Raw genomic sequence first — 24,732 nt, forward strand, 5'->3', positions numbered from 1 at the left:
AAGGTTACCCGGAGGATTGCTAAAGGAGTTTTTATGACCGTTAAAGTGACCGTCTGGAACGAATGCCGCCACGAAGTCGAAGACGAGGAGGTGCAGAAGGTTTATCCGGAAACCATCGGCGGCTGTATTGTCGATGGACTGAACCCTTACGGCTTTGAACTGAGGCTTACCACCCTGGACGATGAAGGACAAGGGCTGACTGATTCGCTGCTGGACGATACAGATGTGCTGATCTGGTGGGGGCACAGGTACCACGGTGAGGTGCAAGAGGAAAGGGTTGAAAAAGTTCAGCAGCGGGTGCTGCAGGGCATGGGCCTGATCGTTCTGCACTCCGGCCATCACGCGAAAATCTTCAAGCGCCTGATGGGGACCAGTTGTAACCTTGCCTGGCGGGAAGCCGATCACGGCGAGTGTGAGCGGATCTGGGCCTTGCAGCCCTCGCACCCTATCGCGGAGGGACTGCCACCCTATATCGAACTGCCCAAGTCAGAGATGTACGGGGAACCCTTTGATATTCCCGAGCCCGATGAACTGGTATTTACATCCTGGTACCAGGGGGGCGAGGTCTTGCGTAGCGGTTGTTGCTTCAAGCGGGGGAGAGGCAAAATCTTTTATTTCGGCCCGGGCCACGAGACCTTTCCCATCTACCGTGACCCAAACATTATCCGCGTGATTGCCAATGGTATTCGCTACGTCAATCAAGCACACGGGGATGGGTGGCGCCTGGAAAACTGGGGGCGACCCTATCCGGCGGAGCCGGTAGAGAGAGCGCCGAGACAGACCCTGTTTAAAAAGCCGATCAGGCGCCGCTGATGAGCACGCTGCGCTTCGTCCATCCGGCAATAACTTCGATCTGCGTGCCCAACAAGTGCTGGGTCGCAAGAGTCGTCCGAATCCGGCCAGAACACTGTAAATAAGGAAACCAACTCGTGAAGCTAAGACTCGCAGTCATCGGCAGTGGCATCAAGGCACGCCAGTACATAGAGACGTGGATTCAAAGACAGGATCTTGAAATCGTCGCTGTTGCGGATCTCAGTGAGGGGGCCTTGCAAGCGGTAAAAGACCTTGCAGAAATCCAGCGGAAACCCTGCCCTTCGCTATACGGGGACTGGGTGGCGATGCTGGAGGACCTGACAGCGGAAGGCGTCGCCTCGCCTCTCGACGCCGTCTATATTTCTTCCCCCCACGCTTTCCACGCGGAGCAGGCCGTCAGTGCCCTTAAAGCGAAAGTGGACGTGCTTCTGGAAAAACCCATGGTCATGACTGTCGACGAAGCCAGGCAGATCATTACCGCCCGTGAGGCCAGCGGCAAAGAACTGGTCGTGGCTTACCAGGGCGGCCTCTCGCCGCTGGTGCACCAATTGGCAAGAGATGTGGCGCAGAAAACCTACGGTGAGTTGGTGAGTATCAACGGCACCATCTGGGAGGAGTGGGCCACCAAGTACCGGAATCATTGGAAGCAGGTCTCGAAAATATCCGGCGGTGGTTTTATGTTCGATACCGGCGCCCACCTGATGAACACAGTGTCGATGATTTGCGGCGCTGAATTCAAAACCATTTCCGCGCTGATGGACCATCGGGATTATCCGGTAGACGCGGTCACCGCGGCTGTCGGCCGCCTGGATAACGGAACCCTGTTTACCCTGCACGCTTCGGGCGAAACCATCCCTGTGTGCCAGTCGCGCATTGAGTTGTTTTTCTCGGAGGCGATAGTGCGAATTTGCGCCTGGGGTCGCTGGGTGGAGATTGAGCGACCCGGCAAGGCCATCGAACGCAAGGAGCAGGAATCGGCCAATAACCTGATGGATATCTTCAACAGAGTCAGGGCAGGTGAACTTGAGAATCCTTCACCTGCCGAACAGGGTTTGAAGATGGCCACATTGTGGGATGCGATCAAGGCGTCCGCGGCAGCGGGCGGTGCGCCGGTAAACTGCGATTGAATACCTGTTTAAAACAATCCGCGCTGTTTTGAAGAATAAGCCCATGACTAGATATTATAAACAATATTTGCAGCGCTGCCTGGTAACAATCGGCTTCCTGGCCAGTATACTGCCCATCGACGCCTGGGCGGCCGGGGATGTGATCCGCATCGCTGAGCATCGCGCAGTGCGCCTGGAGGCGCTGAGAAGCCTGGTGCCCGAGATTGAGTCATCCCTCGGTATCGAGATCCGTATCGTCGAGTACCCGAGCCCCGCCCTGGATTACTTTACCAAGCTGGTCACGGAGCTGCGCTCGGGCAACGCGCCGGACCTGTTTACGGTTCCTCGCGATCAGCAGATCGACGACCTGGCCGCTGCCGGCTATCTGGCTGATTTGACGGATGCTTTCGCCGATTGGGAGGGGTATGCTCAACTGGTTCCCCTGGCCAAAACATTGAGCAAAGCCAGATTTAACCAGGTGCCCTATGTGGTGCCGTCCATCCTCACGGTTGAGCAGCTCTACTATCGAAAGGATATTCTCGAACAATACGGGATATCGACAGAGCAACCGAGAAACTGGCCGGAGTTGCTGGACCGGGCCAGGGAGATCAAGCAAAAAACCGGTCGGTACGCCATGTTGTTTCCAGCGGGACTGACCTGGGGAACGGGCTCCTACACCGAGGGGTTTCGCTACCTGCTGGCGGGCAGCTCCGACCCGCGACTGCTGAACAATCAGGGACAATACCGCCTTGCCTCGAAAGGCATTTACGAGGCATTGGACTTTTATCAATCCCTGGTGGATGAAGAGCTGATGCCCATCCGGCCTTTGCTCAACCCGGAGCCCTGGGTGATTCCGAAATACGAAATGTTCCCCAAGGGCCAACTGCTGATGACCACCTGCGGAACCTGGTGCCTGATTTTTGACTGGGGCCCCAACAGCCGCAATCCTATCCCGGACCTGGAAAACACCGTAGGCACCTGGAAAATGCCGGGCGTTCGCGGCGAACAGTATGTGCTGTCGTCTCTCGTATACAGCTGGGGGGTCAACGCCAAATCCCGTTATCCCGAGTTGGCCCGCCAGGTGGCATTGCAACTGGGGTCCGTTGAGTCCGCGCTTGCCTATGCCAAAAAGCTGGGCAACGTCCCCGCCCGGCTCGATGTTGTCGATCACCCTGAGTTTGCCGATATGGGCTTGCTGGCGGCCGCTCACGGGACGCTTGTGGATGCCAAGGCGGTTCAGACTACAGTCGGCGCCAGCACGCTGATGGCAGGCGTGGCACGGGCGACGGAAAGCCTGTTGACAGGAAGGGAGGACGCCGACGGCGCGCAGGAGTTATTGCTCAAGTATGTCAGCAATATCATGGGGGAGTCGGCGGTAGAAACCGCGTCGCAATGACTTTCTCGTCCCACTTGATGACCACTACCGGGGAGTCCTGATAAATGGCTCTGTCCTACAAAAGAAGAAAGCAGCTCTTCTATCGCCTGCTGATGTCGCCGGCGCTCCTGTTAATGGGGGGGCTGATCGTGTTTCCCGCATTTTACGCCTTCTCCCTGAGTCTGACCAATGAAGCCCTGCTGGGATTCGCCGCCCGGGAGTCTTCCTTTGTCGGGCTGCGCAACTTTGTCCGGCTGTTTACCGACCCGCTGTTTTGGAACTCGCTGAAAGTCACACTGATTTTCGTGATCGGTTCAGCTGTTGTCGGGCAATTCCTGTTTGGGCTGGTGTCGGCTCTGTTGCTGAGTCGACCGATTCGTTTTAAGGCGATGTTCAATGCCATGATTGTATTGCCCAATGCCGTGCCGGAAATGGTGGTGGGTTTTATCTGGGTGTCTATGTACGCCACCGGCGAGTATGGCACCCTGAACCGCATTGTGGGCTGGTTTGGGGTCGATCCCCAGCAGTGGCTGTTCAGCTTCCCCTTGATGGCGATCATTATCGTCAACACCTGGCGCGGCATCGCATTTGCCATGATCCTGCTGACCTCCGGTCTGGAGTCGATCCCCAAAGATATCTACGAGGCGGCCAGAGTCGATGGCGCCAGTGAGCGGCAGATCTTTTTCCGCATTACACTGCCCATGTTGATGCCCACGATATTTCTTTACATGTTTGTCTCCACGGTAACAACTTTTGCGATTTTTGGCCTGGTTTATACTCTCAGCCGCGGCGGACCGGCCAATACCACTGAGATTATCGGGATCTATATTTACAACCAGTCGTTCACGGCGTTCCAGTTGGGCTACGGCGCAGCCGTTGCGGTGGTCAGCTTGGTGATTTCCATGTTGATCGGTTACTTCTATGTGCGTGCGCTGAAGGTGGAGGTTTAGAATGCAGACATTGGTTGCGAGCAGCACTGCCCAATCAACTATTGGCAGCAAGTCCAATCTGCGCGCCTATGGCATATTGTGCATTATCGCGCTGTATTGCGTGATACCGTTTTTCTGGGTGATCCTCGCCTCGGTTGATCCAAAAGCCGGTCAGTTTTTACAGTGGCCAGACACCATCACCTTTTCCCATTACACGAACCTGTTTACCAATGAGAGCGGAGCGCTGTGGATTTTCAACTCCGTGGTCATAGTCGGTATGGCGACCCTGATTGTACTGGTGCTGGCGGGTTTGGGGGGGTATGCGCTGTCGCGCACCAAGGCCTGGTGGAAGGCGCCACTGCTCTACGCCATTATCCTGGTCAGGATTGTGCCGCCGCCAGCGCTGATTGTGCCGGTATACAAGGTGATGTTGACACTGAACGACTGGGTCAATAACGCGATTAACCTGCTGGTATCCGAACCGGCCAATCAGCAGCTTTTGAGCCGCCTATTGTCCTTCGTCGATGGCTACCTGGGACTGGTTCTGGTGCTTGCGGCCATGCAGCTGCCCCTGGCGTTGTGGATTATGAAAACGTTTTTTGACGCCATTCCCGAAGATTATGAAGAGGCGGCGGCTCTCGACGGTGCCACAACCCTGCAGACCCTGAGGCATGTGTTGATACCCATGGCGCTGCCAGGGCTGGCCGCCGCCGGCCTGTTTGCGTTTATCAATGCCTGGGGAGACTTCCTGATGCCGTTGATGTTCACGTCGTCGCCTGAACTGCAGACACTGCCTTTGGGATTGTTTCGGGCGTTTCTGCGGGTGGACGCCATCGACTACGGTTTTCTGACCGCGCTGGCGGTCATCTATACCTTGCCGGCAGTAGTGGCATTCAGTTTTGCGCGCGGTTACCTAACGCGAACCTTTTCCGGTGGCGTTAAGGGATAATTATTGGAAGTGATCATATGTCTCAAATCGAACTGAAAGGGGTTAGGAAAAGCTACGGTGATGTCGACATTATCAAGGGTGTTGATATTACTATCGAGCAGGGCGAGTTTGCCGTTTTCGTTGGGCCCAGCGGCTGCGGAAAGTCGACGCTGCTGCGGATGGTGGCGGGCCTCGAGGAAATCACGGCCGGAGAATTCAGGCTCGGCGGCCAGCTGATGAACCATATCCCCCCGGACAAGCGGGGCATCGCCATGGTGTTCCAGTCCTATGCACTCTACCCCCATATGACGGTGGCTGAGAATATCGGTTTCGGGCTCAGCCTGCAAAAAGTCCCGAAGCCGGAAATTCGCAAGCGCGTCAAGGAGGTGGCGGAAATATTGCACCTAGAAGATTTGCTGCCGAGAAAGCCGGCGCAGCTTTCCGGCGGCCAGCGCCAGCGGGTGGCCATTGGGCGTGCCATTGCCAAGCGCCCTGAGGTTATTCTTTTCGACGAACCCCTTTCCAACCTGGATGCAATGCTGCGGGTGCAGATGCGCGCCGAGATCCAGAAACTGCACCAGGAATTCGGTTCCACCATTATCTATGTCACCCATGACCAGGTGGAAGCCATGACCATGGCGGAAAAGATTGTGGTGCTGAACCAGGGCCTGGTCTCCCAGGTGGGGGATCCGATTGACCTGTATAGAAAACCGGAAAACACCTTTGTGGCTGAGTTTATCGGCTCGCCCAGGATGAACATGATGCCCGCTGTGGTGAAGTCAAGGAGTGCGGATGGTATAGCGGTTAACGTTCAGGACAGTGTGCTGTCGTTTCGGGGGGATTACCGGGTGGAGCAGGGAGACGCCCTGCAGCTGGGTATCAGGCCCGAACATATTCGGGTTGCTGACAGTGCCACGCCTCAGGGCTTGACGCTGAAAGTGGCGCTGGTTGAACGCTTGGGGGCGGAGACCTACCTGCACCTGGAGTGTGATCATCGGCCGATCGTGGTGCGAGTGGAGGGTGACTTTCATGTAGACATGGGCGCAAATGTGACTATCGAGATCGATACCGAATGGTGCCACTTGTTCGATGCACGGGGTGCCCGTTTTAGCATCACAGGTATGCCAACAAAAACGGCCTCAACTGCCTGTCATACAGCGTAGGGAGGGGAAGTTTTCCTCTGGCCTTTATGCTGTTTGTATCCACGAGGAGGGGCGGTGGACTGGCGCTGGATGAATTTGGGAGTCAGCTCATGTTGAACGCTGGCCGCCTTATCGGCATCCCGGTCGCACAAATACAGCAGTTTTTCGGTCGCCAGGCTTCCCATTCGCCTTACCTGAAGATTGACGGTGGTTAATGCGGGCCAGATTTCAGAGGCGTGGGGGCTGTCGTCAAACCCGGCAACTGTCAGATCGGAAGGGACTTGGAATCCCATTTTTTTTGCAGCCACGATGACCCCCATGGCCATCTCATCGTTGCTGGCGAAAATGGCAGTGGGCGGCTCCGGGGAATTCAACAGCCATTCCGCGCCCTCAACACCGGACTGGAAGGTATAAGCCCCTTTGGCAATCCGGCTGACGGGTAAATCGATGCCGTGGGCTGTCAGGGCAGTGCGAAACCCTTCATACCGTTCCGATGCGGACTGGGAGGTCTCAGGTCCCTGGATAAAGCCGATGTTTGAATGGCCGAGCGCCACAAAATGATCGGCAACCACGGCCACGGCTGCGCGGTCATTGAAACGAATAATATGGGCCGGTTCGTCCTCGACGACCGATAGCAGTCGTACATAATTGCAGTCCATTGCTTTGAGTCCGGCAACCAGGCTTCCCGATTCAGAAAGCGGCGGCAGCAGTATCACGCCGTCGATTTTCAGGCGATTAACGAAATCGAGAACATCGTCCACTACCCGTTCATTGGTGACTTCGCAGGGGTGAACAACCAGTTCATAGCCTTTGGGGCGGCAGTGATCCAGCACACCGTACATGGCCTCGGTAATAAATGAGGCGTTGGGATTGTCGTAAACCAGTGCTAGCAGAAAGGAGCGCCTGGATGCCAGCCCCCGGGCTTGAGGGTCCGGCGAGTATTTCAGCTTGTCAATGACTTTCTGGACCCGCTCCCGGGTGGCGGTCCCTACATTGGACTCGTTGTTGATTACCCTGGAAACGGTTTTCTTGGACACCCCCGCCAGGCGGGCGATATCGTTAATGGTGGCTTTCATCCCGGTATTGACTGAAACTTTGTCCCTGTTTAATTAGAATAGTATCCCAATGACACCGATGTCACAACTTGATTTAGTAATACCTAATTACTATTTAGGTTTAGCCCGGTTTCGGAGCCTTTCAGGCATCGGTGCCCTAGTAGGAATTCATTCATGCCGAGATCTTTCCAGAATCGTCCCTTTATTGCGTGATATAACTGATTTCCTTATAAATCAAAAACTTAGGCCGTATGAATACAAAAAGGTATCCGTTAAGGGGCATGCATCAAATTTCCTCTTGTTTGCGATAAAACAGGTTGACATGTCCTGCTAGAAGGGATAGCGTCGGCATTGTGAGGTTTGGTCAAGCGGTTTGACCAATTGACTTGGAGCTCACACTGCTGATGTTGGGTGGTGTTAGGTGGTGTTCAATAGCGATGATCATGGGGAAAAGGTTAGAAGGAGTTTGTATTCAGCAAGGGCTGATACCGGTGTCACAAGCGTGCGCTCCCAAGCATCTGCTTTAAAGATGTTGGCAGTAGATTAAGCAGTAGATCAATCAATAAGAATGACCGGAAAATAATACTGTAAGGAGAGTTGGAACGAGATGAACAGACATATCCCTTTTAGCTTGAGTAAATCCGGGATGCTGAGTGCCTGTGTGGGAGCGGTCGTCATGGCGCAGGCTTTTCCCACGCTGGCTCAAGACAGCACGCTCGAAGAGATTGTAGTCACAGGCATTCGCAGCAGTGTTACCAAAGCACTGGACATGAAACGTACGGAAGTCGGCGTCTCGGATGCGATATCCGCCGATGATATCGCCAGCCTGCCGGATGAAAACATCGCCGAGTCGATTCAGCGTATTCCGGGCATTCAGATTCAGCGTTCCAACGGCCGGGGCGCCTTAATCAGCATTCGGGGGTTGGGCCCGGAATATGCGGCCACCACCGTTAACGGCCAGGCCTTTGCCAGCGCTCAGTTCGACGAGGGGTTTCGCTACGATATTGTGCAATCGGAACTGGCTTCGAATATCCAGGTATTCAAAACCCCCAGCGCCTCTGTGGACGAAGGCGGGCTGTCCGGTACAGTGAATATCGGGACTGCCAAACCCTTGGGCTTTAACGAAACAAAAAGACTCCTGAAAGTGACTGGCATCAGGTCAGGGGACCGGAACTCCACCACTCCGGGGGGCAGTTTTACCTACATCGATCAACTGAATGACCGTTTGGGTGTGTTGTTCAATGTCGGTTACCAGGAGTTGGATACACGCTACGATTTGATGTACAGCCAGCGCTTTACCGATATCGACGCGGACGGAGACGGTGAGAGCGATTTCACGGCCTCCGGCATTCCGGTGGAGCGCACCAACCGGCCGAGGTTGCGGCGTGAAGATGGGAATACCGAGCGCCTGCTGTTCAACGGTGCGGTCCAGTACTTCGTTAATGACGATCTGGAATTGAACTTCACCGCCATCCTGGCTGACGATGACCGCAAGATCAACTTTCAGCAGTTGGTGCCGCTGTTCGGCGGCGGTGACCCCGCACCTTCCATTACCCTGCTCGGTCAAACCGGTGCCACGGTCGATCAGGTTCTGGCGGAGAACATTCGTGTCGAGGCCAACCACACACTGCAAACCGAAGACCGGGCCAGCAAGGCATTCACCGGACAAGCTGATTGGGTCATCAGCGATAACCTCAAGACCAAGGGGGTGCTGCACTATACCGCCGGCAGCATGGACAAAGTGGAACGAGCCATAGTGCTGGGCATCCGCTCGGATCTGCGGGTGGATATGGACACCAGCAACCCGGCGTTTATTTCCAACGGCCTCAACCCGGTCTCCGATCCGGATTCCTGGGCGGTGGATAATCTCTTTCGCAACGACATCGCCGGCAAAGTTGAAACGTTTGAGACCGATGAATTAGCTATTCAATTTGACCTGGAATATACCTTCGATACTGGTATGTTGCGGAGCCTGAAGGCGGGTATCAAACATCGTGCTCAAACACTGGATACGGAATCTACCCGTTTCGATCGGAATTATCACGACGAAGACGTGGTGAATGCGCCTTTCCCTACTGTGGCCGATGCCAACGTCGTTGTTAAAGATTTTACCGGCGGTGAATTCCCCGGTTTGTCTCTTAACTATGTACTCCCGGATGTCGATGCTTACCTCGCTTCTTTTGATGCTTCCGGACACACCATAGAGGGTAACTTCTCGGAGGACTCCTTTTTCGAGATCGATCGTGATATTTTCACTGTCTATGGGCAGTTGGATTTTGAGGTGGGCGATCTGCGTGGTAATGCCGGCCTGCGCTACGCTCGCACCAATCGCGACATAGACACCGTCAATTTCGATGGCGGTATTCAGGTTACCACAGGGGCTTTTACCGATATTGGCGGCGATTCTGGCGTGCCTACCAGTACCAGCTTCGACTACGACAACTGGTTGCCCAGCCTGAACCTGGCCTATGACTTGACCGAGGACGTCATACTCAGAGCCGCGGCGGGTCGGGTTCTGGTCAGGCCCATCATAGGAGACACCGCTACTTTCGGTCGCTCGATAGCGGCGACGGACGATGGTACCGATACTATTATCACAGTAGAGGAAGGCTCATTCGACCTGCCGGCATTGACCGCCGACCAGTTCGATTTAAGCGCTGAATGGTATTTCAGTGAGTCCAGCGCCGTGAGCCTGGCCTACTTCCGCAAAGACGTCGAAAACCAGATCGCCAGTGAAACGGTTTGCCCTTCGGACTTTGCCCTGGCCGACGTTTCGGCAGATAGCGCTACGGGGGAATGTGTGGGTGATGACGGTAATATTTACAACATCATACGTAACCGCACCACCGACGGCGTATTGAAAATCAACGGTGTGGAGCTGGCCTATAACCAGTCGTTCGACTTCCTGCCGGCGCCGTTCGATGGTTTGGGGCTGATTGCCAACTACACAGTGCTGGATGCGGACAACCCGGATGAAAAGCAGCCACTGCTCGGTTCCTCGGAGGATACTTACAACTTCATCGCTTACTATGAAAATGGCGGTTTCTCGGGCCGTGTGGCCCTGAACCATCGCAGCGAATACAGCATCGAGAATAGTTTCTCCGGAGACAGCTACGCCCCGAGCAGTGAGATAGTGCCAGATCCGGGGAGTAGACTGGATGCGAGAAATCAGATAGATGTTTCGCTAGCCTATGCATTCGATGAGGGTTTGAAACTCTCTCTGGAAGGCATCAATGTTAATGGTGACTACGAGCGGGGAACCCGTTTCGAGTCGTCGCGCCTGCAATCCGTCGCCACCTTTGGTTCCACCTGGTTTTTGAACGCTCAGTATAATTTCTAGCAGCGGTACCACCTACTACCTGGGGCAAGCTATAAGTTTTAAATATTGCGGGCCGGTATGAGCTTTCTTGAGCCGGCCCGCTCTCGCCCCAAAGGGAATTAAGGAATCATCCCTAAAGGGCACCTCTCGAAATCGTCATTCCCGCGCAGGAGCGTCATGCCGGACTTGATCCGGTACGGGAATTCAGAATTCTAGAGGTGCCCTTTTTTTGATGGATTTATGGCGTGATGATCGAGCAAGGTGATGTGGAAGAGGACGCCATTGCCTGGATCGATCTGAGAGAATTGATCAAATCGCGCTCACCCAATCCTGAGTAAGCGGTTACAACCGGCCTAATCTACAACACCCGGTCCGCCCGCTGACGCCTATCCCAACCCGGAATTTTGCCCGGCTGTTTCCATTCCCACCTACTTGATTGATTTTCATGAAATTTTCCCGTCCGCGGCGGTAAAGAAGAAAGCAGCGCCAAGTTCCATTGTGGTGCTTGTAGATCAAAATGAAACCGATTACATTACTCCGCAGCCCGGCTTGGTGGGCACAGCGTTGAGCTTCAATATCCAGAAGCGACGCCCGGGCATGAGCTGAGAATAAAAATAAACGCGAATAAGAGATAAAAAAAAAGAGGGTACCGAGCTGTTTCAGAAGCAGCCAGCACCCCACAGCTATTTTCCGCACCTCATGCTGGTAGAGCGAAGTTGTCGGTATCCGGCCGGCTGTCTCTACGCCACAGTGTCAAATCCCCGGGAATTCCCAAGTAGGGCCACCGGGAGACGGTGGCATCCATTTACACTTTGTTGGTGCAGGAAACAATAATGAAAACCCCCCCTTTGAAAATCTCATCATTATTTCTGTTCTTGTGCGTCTGGGGTTCGATGCAGGCAGCGGCCGCAGCGACCTGTGAGTACATCGTGGTCAACGATTGGGGCTCGGGCGCGCAGGCCGGTATCCGCATCACCAACGACGGCTCCAGTGCCATCGATGGCTGGGAGGTCAACTGGGAATACGGCGACGGCACCGTCGTGACCGGCAGTTGGAATGCGAACCTGTCGGGCAGTAATCCGTATACGGCGAGCAGCTTGTCGTGGAACGGCAACATCCAGCCGGGACAGTCTGTCGAGTTTGGCATGCAGGTGAGCAATGGCTCGTCCAGCGCCGCGACGCCAGTTGTGACCGGCTCGGTTTGCGATGGGGGCAGCGGCTCCAGTTCGAGTTCTTCGAGCAGCAGTTCCAGTTCGAGCTCGTCGTCGAGTTCCAGCTCTTCCAGCAGCAGCTCTTCATCAAGCAGCTCCAGTTCCTCGAGCAGCGGTGGCCCCAGTGGCCCGCCGCCGGCGGTGGAAGTCGATCGGGTATTCCCGAACCTGACCTTCACTCAGCCGCTCGGCTTGATGCAGGCGCCGGGCGACGATTCGCGCTGGTACGTGCTGGAGAAAACCGGGGTGGTCTACTGGATTGACGCCACCGATAACTTCACTTCCACCAAGAACACCTACCTGGACCTGTCCGGGGTGGTCGATACCAGGAGCGAGGGCGGCGTGCTGGGGATGGCCTTCCATCCCGATTATCAGTCCAACGGCGTGGTGTACCTGTCGTTTACCGTGCCGGGCTCGGGCCAGATGATGTCGGTGATCTCGCGGTATACAGAGAACCCGGGCGGAGCCAGCCTGAACGCCAGTTCGCGCCAGGACATCCTCACCCTGCAGCAGCCTTTCGCCAACCACAACGGCGGCAATATCGCGTTCGGGGCCGACGGTTACCTGTATATCGGCTTCGGCGACGGAGGTTCGGCAAACGACCCACAAGCCAACGGCCAGGATACCAGCACCTGGCACGGTTCCATGCTCAGGATCGACGTCGACAGCGGTTCGCCGTACAGCATTCCCCCGGACAACCCCTTCGCGGGCGGTGGCGGCCTGCCGGAGATCTACGCCTATGGCCTGAGAAACCCCTGGCGCTGGAGCTTCGACAAGTTTACCGGCGACTTGTGGCTGGCCGACGTCGGCCAGGCGCTGTACGAGGAAGTCAATATTATCGAAAACGGCGGCAACTACGGCTGGCGCTGCCGGGAGGGTTTCCACGCCACCTCCAACAGCTGCAACAGCAGCGGCCCCTACGACGATCCCCTGTTCGAATACGATCACGACCAGGGGCAGTCGATCACTGGCGGTTACGTCTATCGCGGGTCGCAAATCGCCGGCATGGGCGGTGCCTACATCTTCGGCGATTACCGGAGCGGCAGGGTCTGGGCCTACACCGATGCCATGTACGAACTGGCGGATACGACTATGGGCATCGCCTCGTTCGGCCAGTCCAACAGCGGCGAAGTTTACCTGGTGGATATTATCGGAGGCACGCTGCACCAGATAGTTGCGGAGGGGGGCAATAGTTCCAGCAGCTCCAGCTCGTCGTCGAGCAGCAGTTCGTCATCGAGCAGCAGCAGTTCAAGTACAAGCAGCTCGAGCTCGAGCAACTCGTCCAGCGGCGGCAGTGACGATGGTGGTGTGTCCTGCTCGATTACCGGTCAGAATATCTGGAACAGCGGCTACCAGTTGGATGTCACCGTAACCAACGGCGGCAACAACGCGGTGAGCGGTTGGGAGATCGCGCTTCAGTTCAGTGAACCGCCGCAAGTCACCGGCAGCTGGAACGTGGACCTGAGCGTCTCGGGCAACACGGTCACGGCCGGCGACGTCGGCTGGAACGGCAGCCTCTCGCCCGGCGGAAGTGCTTCGTTCGGTTTACAGGGCGGCCACGACGGCAGTTTCGTCGTGCCGGACTGCAGCGGCCCGGGCGGCTCATCGAGCAGCAGTTCCAGCTCGTCGTCCAGCAGCTCCAGCTCGTCGTCCAACAGTTCCTCCAGTGGCGGCCCCATCGATACGGGTAATATGAACGGCGCCGAGATCTATAGCGCTGTCTGCGCGGACTGCCACGGATTCGCGGCCGACGGAGGTTCGGTGGGCATACCACTGAACGAGCCGCAGGACCTGGATTTCATGATCGGGTTTATCGAGGACTCGATGCCCCAGGACCAACCGTCCGTCTGCGGCGCGGACTGCGCGGAGAAGGTCGGCAACTATATCGCCGATACCTTTTGGGAGGATCAGGAGCCGCCCAATTGCAGTGTCGTCCGCTACGGCGCCCGTCAACTGAAGATTCTGACGCGGTCCGAATACCAGAAAACGGTTGAGGATCTGCTGGGGGTCGATTTCGCAGCCTCCGGCGGGCTGGCTGAAGACAGTCGGGTCGGCTACTTCATCAACAATGCCCATTCGTCGGTCGTAACCGGTACCTATGACCGCTACCTGACGGTGGCCGAGGAAATTGCTGCATGGTCGGCAAGCCGCGATTTCTCGCCCGCGCTAAGCTGCGACTCGTTCAACCAGAGCTGCGTCGACCAGTTTATCGGCGAGTTTGCGCCGAAAGTGTTCCGCCGTCCGCTGGACAGTCAGGAGGTTTCGGCCTACACGCAAATGGCAAATGGCAGCTTCACTGAGGGCGACGTGCACTCGGGCATCCAGCTGGCGTTGACGGCGATGCTGTCCTCGCCGCAGTTCCTGTACCGCCACGAGTTGGGCGAGTCGAATCCGGCTAACAGCGAGATCGATCCCGATTCCTTCGAGTTGACCTCATATGAAATGGCCACTTGGTTGAGCTATTCGTTCGCCGGTTCCACGCCTGACGACACCGCGCTGCAGAAGGCGGCCAACGACCAGTTGCGCGACCCGGCCCAGATCCGGCAGGAAGCGCAGCGGTTGTTGAACATGTCCGAGGCCAGGGAAACCATGGGCAGCTTCGTCGGCAGTTGGCTGGATACCGACAATCTTGAAAATTCACCGAAGGATGCGACTGCCTGGCCCAACTTCGAGAACGTGGCCCCGCACATGGAGCAGGAAATCCGCGAAGTGTTCGCGGAGGTCATGTTGAATGGTAACGAGTCGTTCGCCTCGCTCTACGACGCGAACTGGACCTTCGTCAACGGGCCGCTGGCGCAGCACTACGGCATCGGCGGTGTCTCGGGCGATGCGTTCCAGCGGGTCAACACCAGCGATCGCGGCGGTATCCTCACCAGCGGCGCGTTTATGGCGCGCTGGGCCGAGCGTCTCGAGACCTCGCCGATCCGGCGTTCGGTGCGGGTGCGCCGCCGCATGTTGTGCCAGGACCAACCCGATCCGCCCGCCGGTATCGCGGAAAGTCGCGCGGAGCGCCTGGAGGAATTGTCGGACCTTATCAGCGACCCGGCGACCACCAACCGCATGAAATACGAGGCCCTGACGTCCGTCGCGCCCTGCCTGAACTGCCACCAGGAGTGGATCAACCCGCTCGGCGGCGGCATGGAGGACTTCGACTCGGTCGGCAACCCGCGCAGCGTCGATATGAACGGCAACCTGATCGACGCCAGTGGGCAATTGTATGCACCCGACGTTTTAAGCAATCGGGGCGAGTGGATCGCCTTCGACGGTGCCCGGGGACTGGGCCAGGTACTGGCAACCCTGCCCAGCGCACAGTCCTGTGTATCGAAGAATATGTTCCGCTATATGCTCGGCGTCGGGCACGACAGTATCGACAAGACCAATCCGCAGGGACGGGAACTCGATCCGGTCGAGGAGGACGGTTACACCTGCACGATTCTGGATATGACCGATACCCTCGTGCAGCAAAGTCCCCGGACAATGCTTGAGAATATGAGCACACTGGAAGCGGTGCGTTACCGCAAAGAGTGGCTGCGTTGACGCGTGAGTCCGAGGCCGCGCTTGCCGGCGCGGCCGCCCGGCTCAACTCGGCACTTGATTCGATTATGTGTGTAAAACGATAAAGGTTCAGGTCATGGCAAAGCGATACAAAAACGTGTTTGACAAAAGGCGCAGAGATTTGCTGAAAGTCTTTGCCGCCGCAGGTATTACCAAGGGGCTGATGCGGGCCTCGCCGCTGGTAACCGGCATGATGGTCTCCCGCTGGGCCGAGGCGCAGACCGGCCCCAACAAGTCGGTCGTCATTTACGTGCCCGACGGCGCGCTGCCCGAGCACTGGTTTCCGAACAGCGATCTGACCAGTTTCGGGGAGATGTCCCAGCCCTACAGCTCCGTCGCCAGCGAGTGCAACTTTCTGAGGAGCATGAGCCATCATCGCGGCGGGCACGGCGTGATGCCGACCATCATCAACAACAGTTGGGGTGGCGACAGTTTTGACGTCAACATGGGCAGAATCCTCGGCGGGAACCTGCCTTTCACCTACGTCAACCTGGGTGTACACAGCAATGGCAACGGGACCTTGACCAAAGACAACGGCTCGGAAGTGCCGTTTGAAGACAACCCGTTCAATGCGTTCAACCGGTTGTTCGGCAATCTGCAACCCGGTGGTGGCGCCGACCCCAAACTGAACGCGGTGGACGCGCACCTGGAGGCGGTCAATGCCCTGAAAACGAAACTGGGTACATACGAACAGCAGCGCCTGGATTCCCATTTAACGGCCATCGAAGAAACCCAGCAGCGCCTGCAGGATATGGCCGGTGGCGGGATGTCTTGCGATGCCGCTTCCGCCCCCACCGAATTCCCGATTGAATTTTCCACTTTTCAACAACAGGCGGAACTGCAGGCGGATATCATCGCGCTGGCCCTGCAGTGCAACCTGACCGCCTCCTGTTCGCTGGGGCTGGGCAACGACGGCGCCGAGTTTTCCATGCCCTATTTGGATTTCAAGGACACTTATCATTCGTCGATACACGGCGGCAACGGCGGCGATCCGACCTACCCCTTCTACCGGGAGACGCGGGCACATCTGAGCAGCCTGTCGGCTTACCTGATCGGCCGGTTGAGAGACCGGGGATTGCTCGACAGCACCATCGTCTGCGAGGTAACCGACATGGGCAACGGCGATGCGCACGGCAACAACGACATTCCGCTGATCATGGCCGGCGGCGGCGGAGCGATCCAGCGCGGCGTGTCGAATGCCGGGAGCGCCGCTTATACCCCTCTGCACCAGATACACACCGCGGCAGTAGCCCTGCAGGCCGATCAACATCCGGCATACCAGGGCTATGCGAGCGAAGTGATTCCGGGGGTGTTGACTTGACTCGGGACCCGGGACCCGAGACCCGGGACCCGGGAAAATCGTAGGGTGGATAAGCGCCAAGCGCATCCACCAACCCAGTCGGCGGATGCGCTTGACGCTTATCCGCCCTACGGACTGAAGTCGACATGGTACTCAGGAATAAATTCACACAAGTCAGCGCACTGGCTTTTGCGATTGCCTGCCAGGGCGGATGCTCAAAATCCGACGGGGACCTTTCTTCGCCGCAGAGCAGGCTCAACGACACGGGCATAACCTGGAGCGCGGGTTATCCCAGAGGTGTCAACGACAATTGCAACGCAGCTGTCGACCTTGAGTCACTGCCCGGGAAGGAAGTGATCAAGGGGGACATCCTGAGCCAGCAGGACTGCAAGCGCGGCAGGGACGTCAGCGCCGGCAACGATGCCGACGGCGCGGCGGGGTTTGTCTTTCGTAAGATCGGCGAGAAGGGTCAGGCGCTGTCCGCAGACGCGCAAACCTGGCACTGCGTGCTGGATGAAATCACGGGCCTGGCCTGGGAGGTCAAGCAGCCGGGCGACGGCGTTTACGGCAACCGGGGGCTGCACGATGCAGACGACGTGTACACCTGGTATAACCCGAAAAGGGGCGTCAACGGCGGCGCCATCGGCGACTGGAACAGCCGCTACGCTCAATGTACGGGATACGTCGAAGGCCAGCCCGCCACCTATTGCAACATCGAGGAATTCGTCAGCCGCATCAACCGGCAGGGCCTGTGCGGCTTCAATGACTGGCGTGTGCCGACCCTGACGGAGTTAGCCTCCCTGGTGAACTTCGGGCGCAGTTCCCCGGCTGTTGATGCTGCCTATTTCCCCAATGCCAAAGGCGGGTTTTACTGGAGCCATTCACCCGACGCGAAATTGGAGGAAAGGGCCTGGGCAGTCAATTTTCAGTTCGGCTATTCCGCGCCGATGCCGCGCAATAACGGCCGCCATGTGAGGCTGGTCAGGGACTGGAATGCCGGCCCCGATAAAATCGACTGGAATACGGGGGCGGAATGATCGACTGTAGAATGATCGGCATGGTGCAGAAAGCGGGATTGCTGTTGCTGTTGCTGGCGCCGGTCTCCCAGGCGCAGACCGGTCAACATTGCAAAACCGAGCATATCGCGGCGACGGCGCCGTCCTCGCGCTACCGGCAACAGGACGACGGCTCGATTGTCGATACGGAGACGGGGTTGATGTGGCGCGCCTGCCTGGAGGGTGCCGCGGGCAAAGCCTGTGACGAGGGTGAGCCCCTGGAATTGACCTGGGCCGAGGCGCTGGCCTATGTACCGACAGTCAATAGCGAGGGCGGTTTCGCCGGCCACACGGACTGGCGCCTGCCGAATATCCGCGAGCTGGGTACGTTGATCGAACTGCAATGCGTCGGCCCCGCGATCAACCTGGCGGTTTTTCCCAACGCGGCCTCTGCGGATGTCTGGTCTTCGTCGCCGGCCCATTTTCATACGCATTACTCATGGCATGTCGATTTTGAAACCGGCGCTTTTACTTACGGCGAACGGACAAAGCCGAAAGCCGTTCGCCTGGTGCGCGACGGTGACAGCTGAATGGCACTAAGTGAAGCTTGTAGGATGGGCAAAGGAGCGAAGCGACGTGCCCATCCTACAGGGGCTTTCGGATTTTCCGCTTAAGTAAACAGCATCGCCTTCTCATACGCATTTTACCGGCTTATTCGTCCACAGGCCTGGCAGCGCGCACGATTGCGGTAAGGCAAAGTTCTGCCTGGAGGGCAACCATGCCGCCAAGGCCTTCTGCGACCGCCACGGCATCCCGTAACTGGAGTGCGGCAAACTGCTGGTTGCCACCAACGCGCTGGAAATGGAACACATGAAGGCGCTGGGGGAGCGCACCAAGCCAATGGCCTGGAGCGCTATTGGCTGAGCGCCGCGGAGCTGCAAGAGCGCGAACCCAATATCACCGGGATGGCGGCTATCCTCGTACCCTCCAGCGGCATCGTCGACTACCGGGCCGCCACCTCGGTACTGCCAATCGGCGCTCACATCGTTGACACAGCGATACAACAATTCCATCTTGGGCCCAGGGCCGGCACCCGGGCGCGTGATCCCGGCCCCGGCGACATCTTTGGGGCCGACGGATGGTGACCTCCTGGTCACGCCAGGCTGCCGGTAGCGATGAAAGCCGAAGCGCCGCGATAACGCTATAATGCGCGTTTTTCCGCAACTGATAGGTAGTCATGAGCCAGAAATTAGTTCTCGCAGAGGCTGTTGATCCCCGCGCACTGGTACAGGAGCACCTGGCGGAACCGGCTGTGCACCAGTACAGCGAAGAGGAGTTGGAGCTGTGGCGCGAGCGTATCAAGCGCCTGCTGAAAGAGCAGAACGCGGTGCTGGTGGCCCACTACTATACGGACCCGCTGATCCAGGCCCTGGCCGAGGAAACCGGCGGCTGTGTATCCGACTCCCTTGAGATGGCCCGGTTCGGCGCCGAGCACCAGGCGGATACGCTGATTGTCGCCGGGGTGAAATTCATGGGCGAGACCGCCAAGATCCTCACCCCCCACAAGCGCGTACTGATGCCCACCCTGGAAGCCACCTGTTCCCTGGACCTGGGCTGCCCGCCGGAGGAGTTTTCCGCTTTCTGCGACGCTCACCCGGACCGCACAGTGGTGGTCTACGCGAACACCTCGGCGGCGGTAAAGGCGCGCGCGGACTGGGTGGTGACTTCGAGCATCGCCCTGGATGTGGTGGACCACCTGGATGCACAGGGCGAAAAAATCCTCTGGGCGCCGGACAAGCACCTGGGCAGCTATGTGCAGCGGGAGACGGGTGCGGACGTGCTGCTGTGGGACGGCGCCTGCATCGTGCACGAGGAGTTCAAGGCCAAGGGAGTGTCGGACCTGAAAGCGCTCTACCCGGACGCGGTGGTGCTGGTGCACCCGGAATCCCCCGCCGCGGTGGTGGAGCTGGCGGATGTGGTGGGTTCCACCTCGCAGATTATCAACGCGGCGAAAAGCCGTCCGGAAAAGCGTTTTATCGTCGCCACCGACCAGGGCATCTTCTACAAGATGCAGCAGCAGTGCCCGGACAAGGAACTGATCGTCGCCCCCACCGCCGGTGCCGGCGCCACCTGCCGCAGTTGCGCCAGTTGCCCGTGGATGGCGATGAACTCGCTGGAGAGCCTGTGTGGAGTGCTGGAGCGGGGGGACAACGAGATCTCCGTGGACCCGGAGCTGGGCAGGCGCGCGATGGTGCCGCTGCAGCGGATGCTGGATTTCCGCAAGCCGCTGGACTGATCATGCGGAATGCGGAATGCGGAATGCGGAATGCGGAATCGGTGCGCCGTACGAGCTTGCTTGCAAGCGAATAGCTACGGAGCGCTGGCCCTTTCGCCTGCAAGCAGGCTCCTACAGGGCTCGTAGGCTGCGATTGATCTTCAAGAGGACGGAGATGTCTGCGCGCGGCTGCGAAGCGCCCCGGCGGTAATGAGCCGGCCCGCGTATTCCGCATTCATCATTCAGCATTCCGCATTATTAAAGCTCCTTCGCCTTTTCCTGCATCTTGATCACATCCTTCATGCGCTGCTCCAGGATCGCGTGGGTCTGGTAGTCGTCCTTGGCCATGCGGATGCCGTGGCGCAGGTGCTGCAGGGCCTTGTCGAAGACACCGTTGAGAATGTAGTACTCGGCGCGCGCCTCGTGCACACCGACGATGTCCCCGGCCAGGCCGTGGGTCTCCGCCAGCAGGTACCAGACCGCCGGGTCCTTTTTGCGCACGCGGCTGTGCCGCTCGAGGATGCGCTCCGCGGCCAGGTAGTTGCCCGCCTTGAAGTGGGCGTTGGCCAGGCCCATGGTCAGGGCGTGATCGCCGGGATCCCTGTCCAGCGCCTTGCGCAGGCGTTTGGTGGCGCTGTTGTAATCCTGGCGGGCGAGGTCGATATCCGCGCGGGCCAGCACAAAGGCCGCCTTGTCCGGCTCCTTGTCCAGCAGTGGCTGCAGGGTTTCCAGGGCGGTGTCCATTTTGCCGGCGGCGGTCTGCGCCAGCGCCAGGCCGTAGCGGGCGGCGTCCTCATTGTCGTTGATACCGCGCAATTCCGCCTGGAAGCGCTTGACCGCCTGTTGCGGGGTGGCCTCGGCGGCCACGCGGATGCGCGCGCGCATCAGGTGGTATTCGCGGCTGTCGCTGGTATTGACCGCCGGCATGCGGCTGGCGCGGAGCTTGGCGTCGGCGATGCGCTTTTCGGTCACCGGGTGGGTGAGCAGGAACTCCGGCGGGCGACGGTAGTAGCGGGTGGCCCTGAGCATTTGTTCGAACATCTCGCCGGCCTCTTCGGGATTGCGGCCGGATTTTGCCAGGGTCTCGATGCCCACCCGGTCCGCCTCCTGTTCGTTCTGGCGGGAGAAGCGCAGCTGGCTGTCCAGTGCGGCGGCCTGGGTGGCGGTCATCGCCGCGATACCGGCGTCGCCACCGGCGGTGGCGGCCAGGACCAGAGCGCCGAGCATACCGGCGAGGGTGGGGATGGTACTGTTGCGCTGGGCCTCCAGGGAGCGGGCGTAGTGTCGCTGGCTCAGGTGGCCCAGTTCGTGGGCGATCACCGACGCGAACTGATCTTCGTTTTCGGCAAACAGGAACAGGCCGGTATGTACGCCCATGATGCCGCCGGGCACCGCGAAGGCGTTCATGGTGTCGTTACTGACCACCACCACGTCGATGGACTTGTCTTCCAGTGGGGCGTATTCGGACAGGCTCTTGACCGTATTTTCCACATACTGCTGCAATAGCGCGTCGTTGGAGGTGCGCACCTGGCTGCGGAACATGCGCAGCCACATCTGCCCCAGTTCCTTCTCCCGGGTGCGGGATACCACACCGCTGCTGCTGTCGCCCAGTTCCGGCAACAGGATCTGGCCGTCATCGGCGACCGCTGCCAGCGGCGCGCCCCCGAGCAACAGGCTCAGGCCCAGGGTTGCCAGCCCGCTGCCGAGGTGCCGGCGGACAGGGGGATGCCGCGTGGTCTTCTGTTGGTGATCGATCATCGGTGGCTACTGCTTGGTCAAGGAAAGGGGCCTGTTAACACTAAACAACTCTATACGGAACCTCGGCGAGCTGTCGAGGTTTTGACCAGGAGGGCGGGGAAAAGGTTCTGCTGTTTGTGAACTGTGACTTAGGGTCCCATGGCTGTACCCGATGAGGCGGGGGGCGCGGCATTTCATACGACATCCGGGCTATAATCCGCCGCATTGCCGATTCTCGACCGAGACGATGACCGGAACTGTACAGACACAAAACGTGGACTGGGATGCCGCGTACACCCTGGACACCCGCGGACAGGCCTGTCCGCAACCGCTGCTGGCCATGCGCCGGGCCCTGGGCGAACTGCCCGCCGGCACGCTGCTGCGCGTGCTGGCCACCGATCCGGGTTCCTGGCGGGACTTCCACAGCTACGCCGAACTGAGCCGCCGGCCGCTGCTGCGCGCGGAGCAGCGGGGCGGGGTATTCAGCTACTGGATAAGACGAGACAACTGAAATTATGCTGACGATAGTCCGAAACTGGGTAAACCGCTACTTCAGTCAGGAAGAGGTAGTACTGCTGGTACTGCTGATGCTGGCGGCTCTGGTGGTTCTGGCTACCCTCGGCCAGGTACTGGCCCCGGTGCTGGCGGCGCTGATCATCGCCTTCCTGATGCAGGGTATGGTGCAGCGGCTGGTTTCCTGGAAAGTGCCCCACTGGCTGGCGGTAACCCTGGCCTGCCTGGTACTGGTGGGTACTATCGTCGCCCTGTTCCTGGTGGTGCTGCCGATTATCTGGCGCCAACTGGTGCGGCTGTTTGCCGAGCTGCCGAATATGATCGAGCAGGGGCAGCGGCTGCTGCTGCTGCTGCCGGAGCGCTACCCGCGGCTGGTTTCCGCGGAGCAGATCGACGATATCTTCAACACCCTGGGCAGCGAACTGGGCTCGGTGGGCCAGACCCTGGTGACCTTCTCCCTCACCAACCTGCCGGTGCTGGCGGCGGTGCTGATCTACGCGGTGGTGGTGCCCATTCTGGTGTTTTTCTTTCTCAAGGACTCCGACAAACTGGTCAACTGGTGTGTCTCCTTCCTGCCCAATCGCAGGCCCATGCTGCGCCAGATCTGGCACGAAATGAACGACCAGGTGGCCAACTATGTGCGCGGCAAGGTGATCGAGATCGCCATCGTCGCCGTGGTCAGCTACGCCGCCTTCCTGATGCTGGGCGTCAACTACGCGCTGCTGCTGGCGGTAGCAGTGGGGCTCAGCGTGTTGATCCCCTATATCGGCGCCGCAGTGGTGACCATCCCGGTGGCCGCCATCGGGCTGTTCCAGTGGGGCTGGAGCAGCGAGTTCTTCTACCTGATCCTGGCCTACGGCATTATCCAACTGCTCGACGGCAATGTGCTGGTGCCGCTGTTGTTTTCCGAGGCGGTCAACCTGCACCCGGTGGCGATTATTCTCGCGGTACTGTTTTTCGGCGGCATTTGGGGCTTCTGGGGCGTCTTCTTCGCTATTCCGCTGGCGACGTTGCTGAAGGCAATCATGAACGCCTGGCCGACTGCCGGTCACCAGGCCGAATGGGAGGCCAGGGAAATCGCGGAAAACGGCGACGCCGGCGGCGATCAGCCATAAAGCGCGGGGCTCTGTCTGTGCCGGAAAGCTTTTGCTAGAATCCCGCGCTTTCTCTCTGGCAGCCCCTGAACAGGTATAGATCCATGAGCCTTGCCGACAAAGTACTGGCGGTCAACGACGACCTGCCGATTCGCACCGACAAGCCCGTCCACAGCGGCAAAGTCCGCTCCGTCTACTGGCTAACCGAGACCGACAGCCGCCGCCTGATACAGGAAAAGGGCTACCCCGTGGCCCCGGATGCGCCGCTGGCGGTGATGGTGATTTCCGATCGCATCTCCGCGTTCGACTGCATCTGGACCGGTGAGGGCGGCATGCGCGGCGTGCCCGGCAAGGGGGCGGCGTTGAACGCCATCTCCAACCACTGGTTCAAGTTGTTCCGGGACAACGGCCTGGCGGACAGCCACATCCTCGACATTCCCCACCCGCTGGTATGGATAGTGCAGAAGGCGCGCCCGGTGATGGTCGAGGCCATCGCCCGCCAGTACATCACCGGCTCCATGTGGCGCGCCTACGCCAAGGGCGAGCGCGAATTCTGCGGCATCGAAATTCCCGACGGCCTGCAGAGGGACCAGAAGCTGCCGGAACTGCTGATCACCCCCTCCACCAAGGGTGTGCTCAAGGGCATCCCCGGCGTGCCGGAGGCGGACGACGTCAACATCACCCGCGGCAACATTGAAGCCAATTTCGAGGCTTTCAACTTCCGCAGCCGCGACGATATCGACCTCTACGAGAAGCTGCTGAAAGAGGGTTTCGACGTGATCTCCGAGGAACTGGAAAAACTCGACCAGATCTTCGTCGACACCAAATTTGAGTTCGGCTACGTCACCGACGCCGGCGGCGAGGAAAAGCTGATCTATATGGACGAAGTGGGCACCCCGGACTCCTCCCGTATCTGGGACGGGGAACAGTACCGCGCCGGCAAGGTAGTGGAGAACTCCAAAGAGGGTTTCCGCCAGGCGCTGCTGAACCACTTCCCGGAACCGGATATCCTGCTCAACAAAGACCGCATGCCCGAACGCCAGGCTCTGGCCCGCGACAACGAGCTGCCGGCATCCATGCTGATGGATGTCTCCGCTACTTATGTGGGAATTGCGGAAAAGATTATCGGCGGGAAACTGGAGATTTCAGACAACCCCAAGGCGGAACTGATCGAGGTACTGCGCAACGGCTATGGTTTGATTGATTAAGGGCCTGATCGACTGAGATCGGATAATTTCCCAAAAAACCGGCGCATGCGCCGGTTTTTTTGTGCCCGGGAATGCGGAACATTCCTAACCCTCCGGGACTTCCCCTGTAGGAGCGGGCCCTGCCCGCGATCTAGCGGCAAACCCCCCTCGCGGGCCTGGCCCGCTCCGACAAAACAA

At 58.6% G+C, this 24,732-nt stretch carries 17 protein-coding genes; 15 read left to right on the plus strand and 2 right to left on the minus strand.

Translation table 11 applies throughout. The features are described 5' to 3' along the window. Positions 1-33 precede the first annotated feature (33 nt). The 6 genes from ACRC0P_RS09410 (at position 34) to ACRC0P_RS09435 (ending at position 6,314) form a co-directional block, all read left to right on the plus strand. A complete protein-coding gene (locus ACRC0P_RS09410) occupies positions 34-813 on the plus strand; it encodes a ThuA domain-containing protein (protein ID WP_438630199.1) in 780 nt (259 codons plus the stop codon). 116 nt (positions 814-929) lie between these two features. Next, positions 930-1,940: a Gfo/Idh/MocA family protein gene (locus ACRC0P_RS09415; RefSeq protein ID WP_438630201.1), complete on the plus strand. Its 1,011-nt coding sequence runs from the start codon at positions 930-932 to the stop codon at positions 1,938-1,940. Between the two features lie 43 nt (positions 1,941-1,983). After that, on the plus strand, positions 1,984-3,315 hold the full coding sequence (locus tag ACRC0P_RS09420; RefSeq protein ID WP_438630203.1) for an ABC transporter substrate-binding protein: 1,332 nt from the start codon (positions 1,984-1,986) through the stop codon (positions 3,313-3,315). A gap of 44 nt (positions 3,316-3,359) precedes the next feature. Then, positions 3,360-4,244: a carbohydrate ABC transporter permease gene (locus ACRC0P_RS09425; protein WP_438630205.1), complete on the plus strand. Its 885-nt coding sequence runs from the start codon at positions 3,360-3,362 to the stop codon at positions 4,242-4,244. Between the two features lies 1 nt (position 4,245). After that, positions 4,246-5,172: a carbohydrate ABC transporter permease gene (locus ACRC0P_RS09430; RefSeq protein ID WP_438630207.1), complete on the plus strand. Its 927-nt coding sequence runs from the start codon at positions 4,246-4,248 to the stop codon at positions 5,170-5,172. Positions 5,173-5,189: 17 nt separating this feature from the next. Next, positions 5,190-6,314, plus strand: coding sequence for an ABC transporter ATP-binding protein (locus ACRC0P_RS09435; RefSeq protein WP_438630209.1), 1,125 nt, complete (start codon positions 5,190-5,192; stop codon positions 6,312-6,314). Here the strand turns inward: ACRC0P_RS09435 and ACRC0P_RS09440 are convergent. Beyond that, positions 6,302-7,369 (minus strand): LacI family DNA-binding transcriptional regulator, encoded by a 1,068-nt coding sequence (locus ACRC0P_RS09440; RefSeq protein ID WP_438630211.1) that lies wholly within the window; start codon positions 7,367-7,369, stop codon positions 6,302-6,304. The two genes, ACRC0P_RS09435 and ACRC0P_RS09440, sit on opposite strands and share 13 nt — an antisense overlap. A 586-nt stretch (positions 7,370-7,955) precedes the next feature. Between ACRC0P_RS09440 and ACRC0P_RS09445 the strand changes: the two genes are divergently transcribed. From ACRC0P_RS09445 to nadA, 6 genes are all read left to right on the plus strand, one after another. Further along, the gene (locus ACRC0P_RS09445; protein WP_438630213.1) at positions 7,956-10,688 is read left to right on the plus strand and encodes a TonB-dependent receptor; all 2,733 of its coding nucleotides are present in this window, start codon (positions 7,956-7,958) and stop codon (positions 10,686-10,688) included. An 872-nt stretch (positions 10,689-11,560) separates the two neighbouring features. Then, positions 11,561-15,415 carry a cellulose binding domain-containing protein gene (locus ACRC0P_RS09450; RefSeq protein WP_438630231.1) on the plus strand — a complete coding sequence of 1,285 codons (3,855 nt, stop codon included), beginning with the start codon at positions 11,561-11,563 and terminating at the stop codon, positions 15,413-15,415. 139 nt (positions 15,416-15,554) lie between these two features. Further along, on the plus strand, positions 15,555-16,754 hold the full coding sequence (locus ACRC0P_RS09455) for a DUF1552 domain-containing protein (protein ID WP_438630215.1): 1,200 nt from the start codon (positions 15,555-15,557) through the stop codon (positions 16,752-16,754). A 125-nt stretch (positions 16,755-16,879) separates the two neighbouring features. Next, on the plus strand, positions 16,880-17,770 hold the full coding sequence (locus ACRC0P_RS09460; protein ID WP_438630217.1) for a DUF1566 domain-containing protein: 891 nt from the start codon (positions 16,880-16,882) through the stop codon (positions 17,768-17,770). Next, the gene (locus ACRC0P_RS09465; protein WP_438630219.1) at positions 17,767-18,318 is read left to right on the plus strand and encodes a DUF1566 domain-containing protein; all 552 of its coding nucleotides are present in this window, start codon (positions 17,767-17,769) and stop codon (positions 18,316-18,318) included. The genes ACRC0P_RS09460 and ACRC0P_RS09465 overlap by 4 nt, the downstream gene beginning before the upstream one ends. A gap of 647 nt (positions 18,319-18,965) precedes the next feature. Beyond that, a complete protein-coding gene (nadA, locus tag ACRC0P_RS09470; RefSeq protein ID WP_438630221.1) occupies positions 18,966-20,024 on the plus strand; it encodes a quinolinate synthase NadA in 1,059 nt (352 codons plus the stop codon). A 237-nt stretch (positions 20,025-20,261) separates the two neighbouring features. On the opposite strand, the gene ACRC0P_RS09475 is transcribed toward nadA, so the two are convergent. Then, the gene (locus tag ACRC0P_RS09475; RefSeq protein WP_438630223.1) at positions 20,262-21,761 is read right to left on the minus strand and encodes a M48 family metalloprotease; all 1,500 of its coding nucleotides are present in this window, start codon (positions 21,759-21,761) and stop codon (positions 20,262-20,264) included. A 226-nt stretch (positions 21,762-21,987) separates the two neighbouring features. On the opposite strand from ACRC0P_RS09475, the gene ACRC0P_RS09480 reads away from it, so the two are divergent. The 3 genes from ACRC0P_RS09480 (at position 21,988) to ACRC0P_RS09490 (ending at position 24,555) form a co-directional block, all read left to right on the plus strand. After that, positions 21,988-22,251 (plus strand): sulfurtransferase TusA family protein, encoded by a 264-nt coding sequence (locus ACRC0P_RS09480; protein ID WP_438630225.1) that lies wholly within the window; start codon positions 21,988-21,990, stop codon positions 22,249-22,251. 4 nt (positions 22,252-22,255) lie between these two features. Then, the gene (locus ACRC0P_RS09485; protein ID WP_438630227.1) at positions 22,256-23,368 is read left to right on the plus strand and encodes an AI-2E family transporter; all 1,113 of its coding nucleotides are present in this window, start codon (positions 22,256-22,258) and stop codon (positions 23,366-23,368) included. Between the two features lie 83 nt (positions 23,369-23,451). After that, positions 23,452-24,555, plus strand: coding sequence for a phosphoribosylaminoimidazolesuccinocarboxamide synthase (locus tag ACRC0P_RS09490; protein WP_438630229.1), 1,104 nt, complete (start codon positions 23,452-23,454; stop codon positions 24,553-24,555). Positions 24,556-24,732: the final 177 nt, after the last annotated feature.

Origin of the sequence: Microbulbifer sp. (assembly GCF_051659245.1) — a bacterium.
In the GTDB taxonomy this organism is placed as follows: domain Bacteria; phylum Pseudomonadota; class Gammaproteobacteria; order Pseudomonadales; family Cellvibrionaceae; genus Microbulbifer.

Coding starts and splice junctions, on each gene's coding strand:
- ACRC0P_RS09410 (WP_438630199.1), top strand. CDS start 34: ATGACCGTTAAAGTGACCGTCTGGAACGAATGCCGCCACGAAGTCGAA.
- ACRC0P_RS09420 (WP_438630203.1), top strand. CDS start 1,984: ATGACTAGATATTATAAACAATATTTGCAGCGCTGCCTGGTAACAATC.
- ACRC0P_RS09425 (WP_438630205.1), top strand. CDS start 3,360: ATGGCTCTGTCCTACAAAAGAAGAAAGCAGCTCTTCTATCGCCTGCTG.
- ACRC0P_RS09430 (WP_438630207.1), top strand. CDS start 4,246: ATGCAGACATTGGTTGCGAGCAGCACTGCCCAATCAACTATTGGCAGC.
- ACRC0P_RS09435 (WP_438630209.1), top strand. CDS start 5,190: ATGTCTCAAATCGAACTGAAAGGGGTTAGGAAAAGCTACGGTGATGTC.
- ACRC0P_RS09440 (WP_438630211.1), bottom strand. CDS start 7,369: ATGAAAGCCACCATTAACGATATCGCCCGCCTGGCGGGGGTGTCCAAG.
- ACRC0P_RS09445 (WP_438630213.1), top strand. CDS start 7,956: ATGAACAGACATATCCCTTTTAGCTTGAGTAAATCCGGGATGCTGAGT.
- ACRC0P_RS09450 (WP_438630231.1), top strand. CDS start 11,561: ATGCAGGCAGCGGCCGCAGCGACCTGTGAGTACATCGTGGTCAACGAT.
- ACRC0P_RS09460 (WP_438630217.1), top strand. CDS start 16,880: ATGGTACTCAGGAATAAATTCACACAAGTCAGCGCACTGGCTTTTGCG.
- ACRC0P_RS09465 (WP_438630219.1), top strand. CDS start 17,767: ATGATCGACTGTAGAATGATCGGCATGGTGCAGAAAGCGGGATTGCTG.
- nadA (WP_438630221.1), top strand. CDS start 18,966: ATGAGCCAGAAATTAGTTCTCGCAGAGGCTGTTGATCCCCGCGCACTG.
- ACRC0P_RS09475 (WP_438630223.1), bottom strand. CDS start 21,761: ATGATCGATCACCAACAGAAGACCACGCGGCATCCCCCTGTCCGCCGG.
- ACRC0P_RS09480 (WP_438630225.1), top strand. CDS start 21,988: ATGACCGGAACTGTACAGACACAAAACGTGGACTGGGATGCCGCGTAC.
- ACRC0P_RS09485 (WP_438630227.1), top strand. CDS start 22,256: ATGCTGACGATAGTCCGAAACTGGGTAAACCGCTACTTCAGTCAGGAA.
- ACRC0P_RS09490 (WP_438630229.1), top strand. CDS start 23,452: ATGAGCCTTGCCGACAAAGTACTGGCGGTCAACGACGACCTGCCGATT.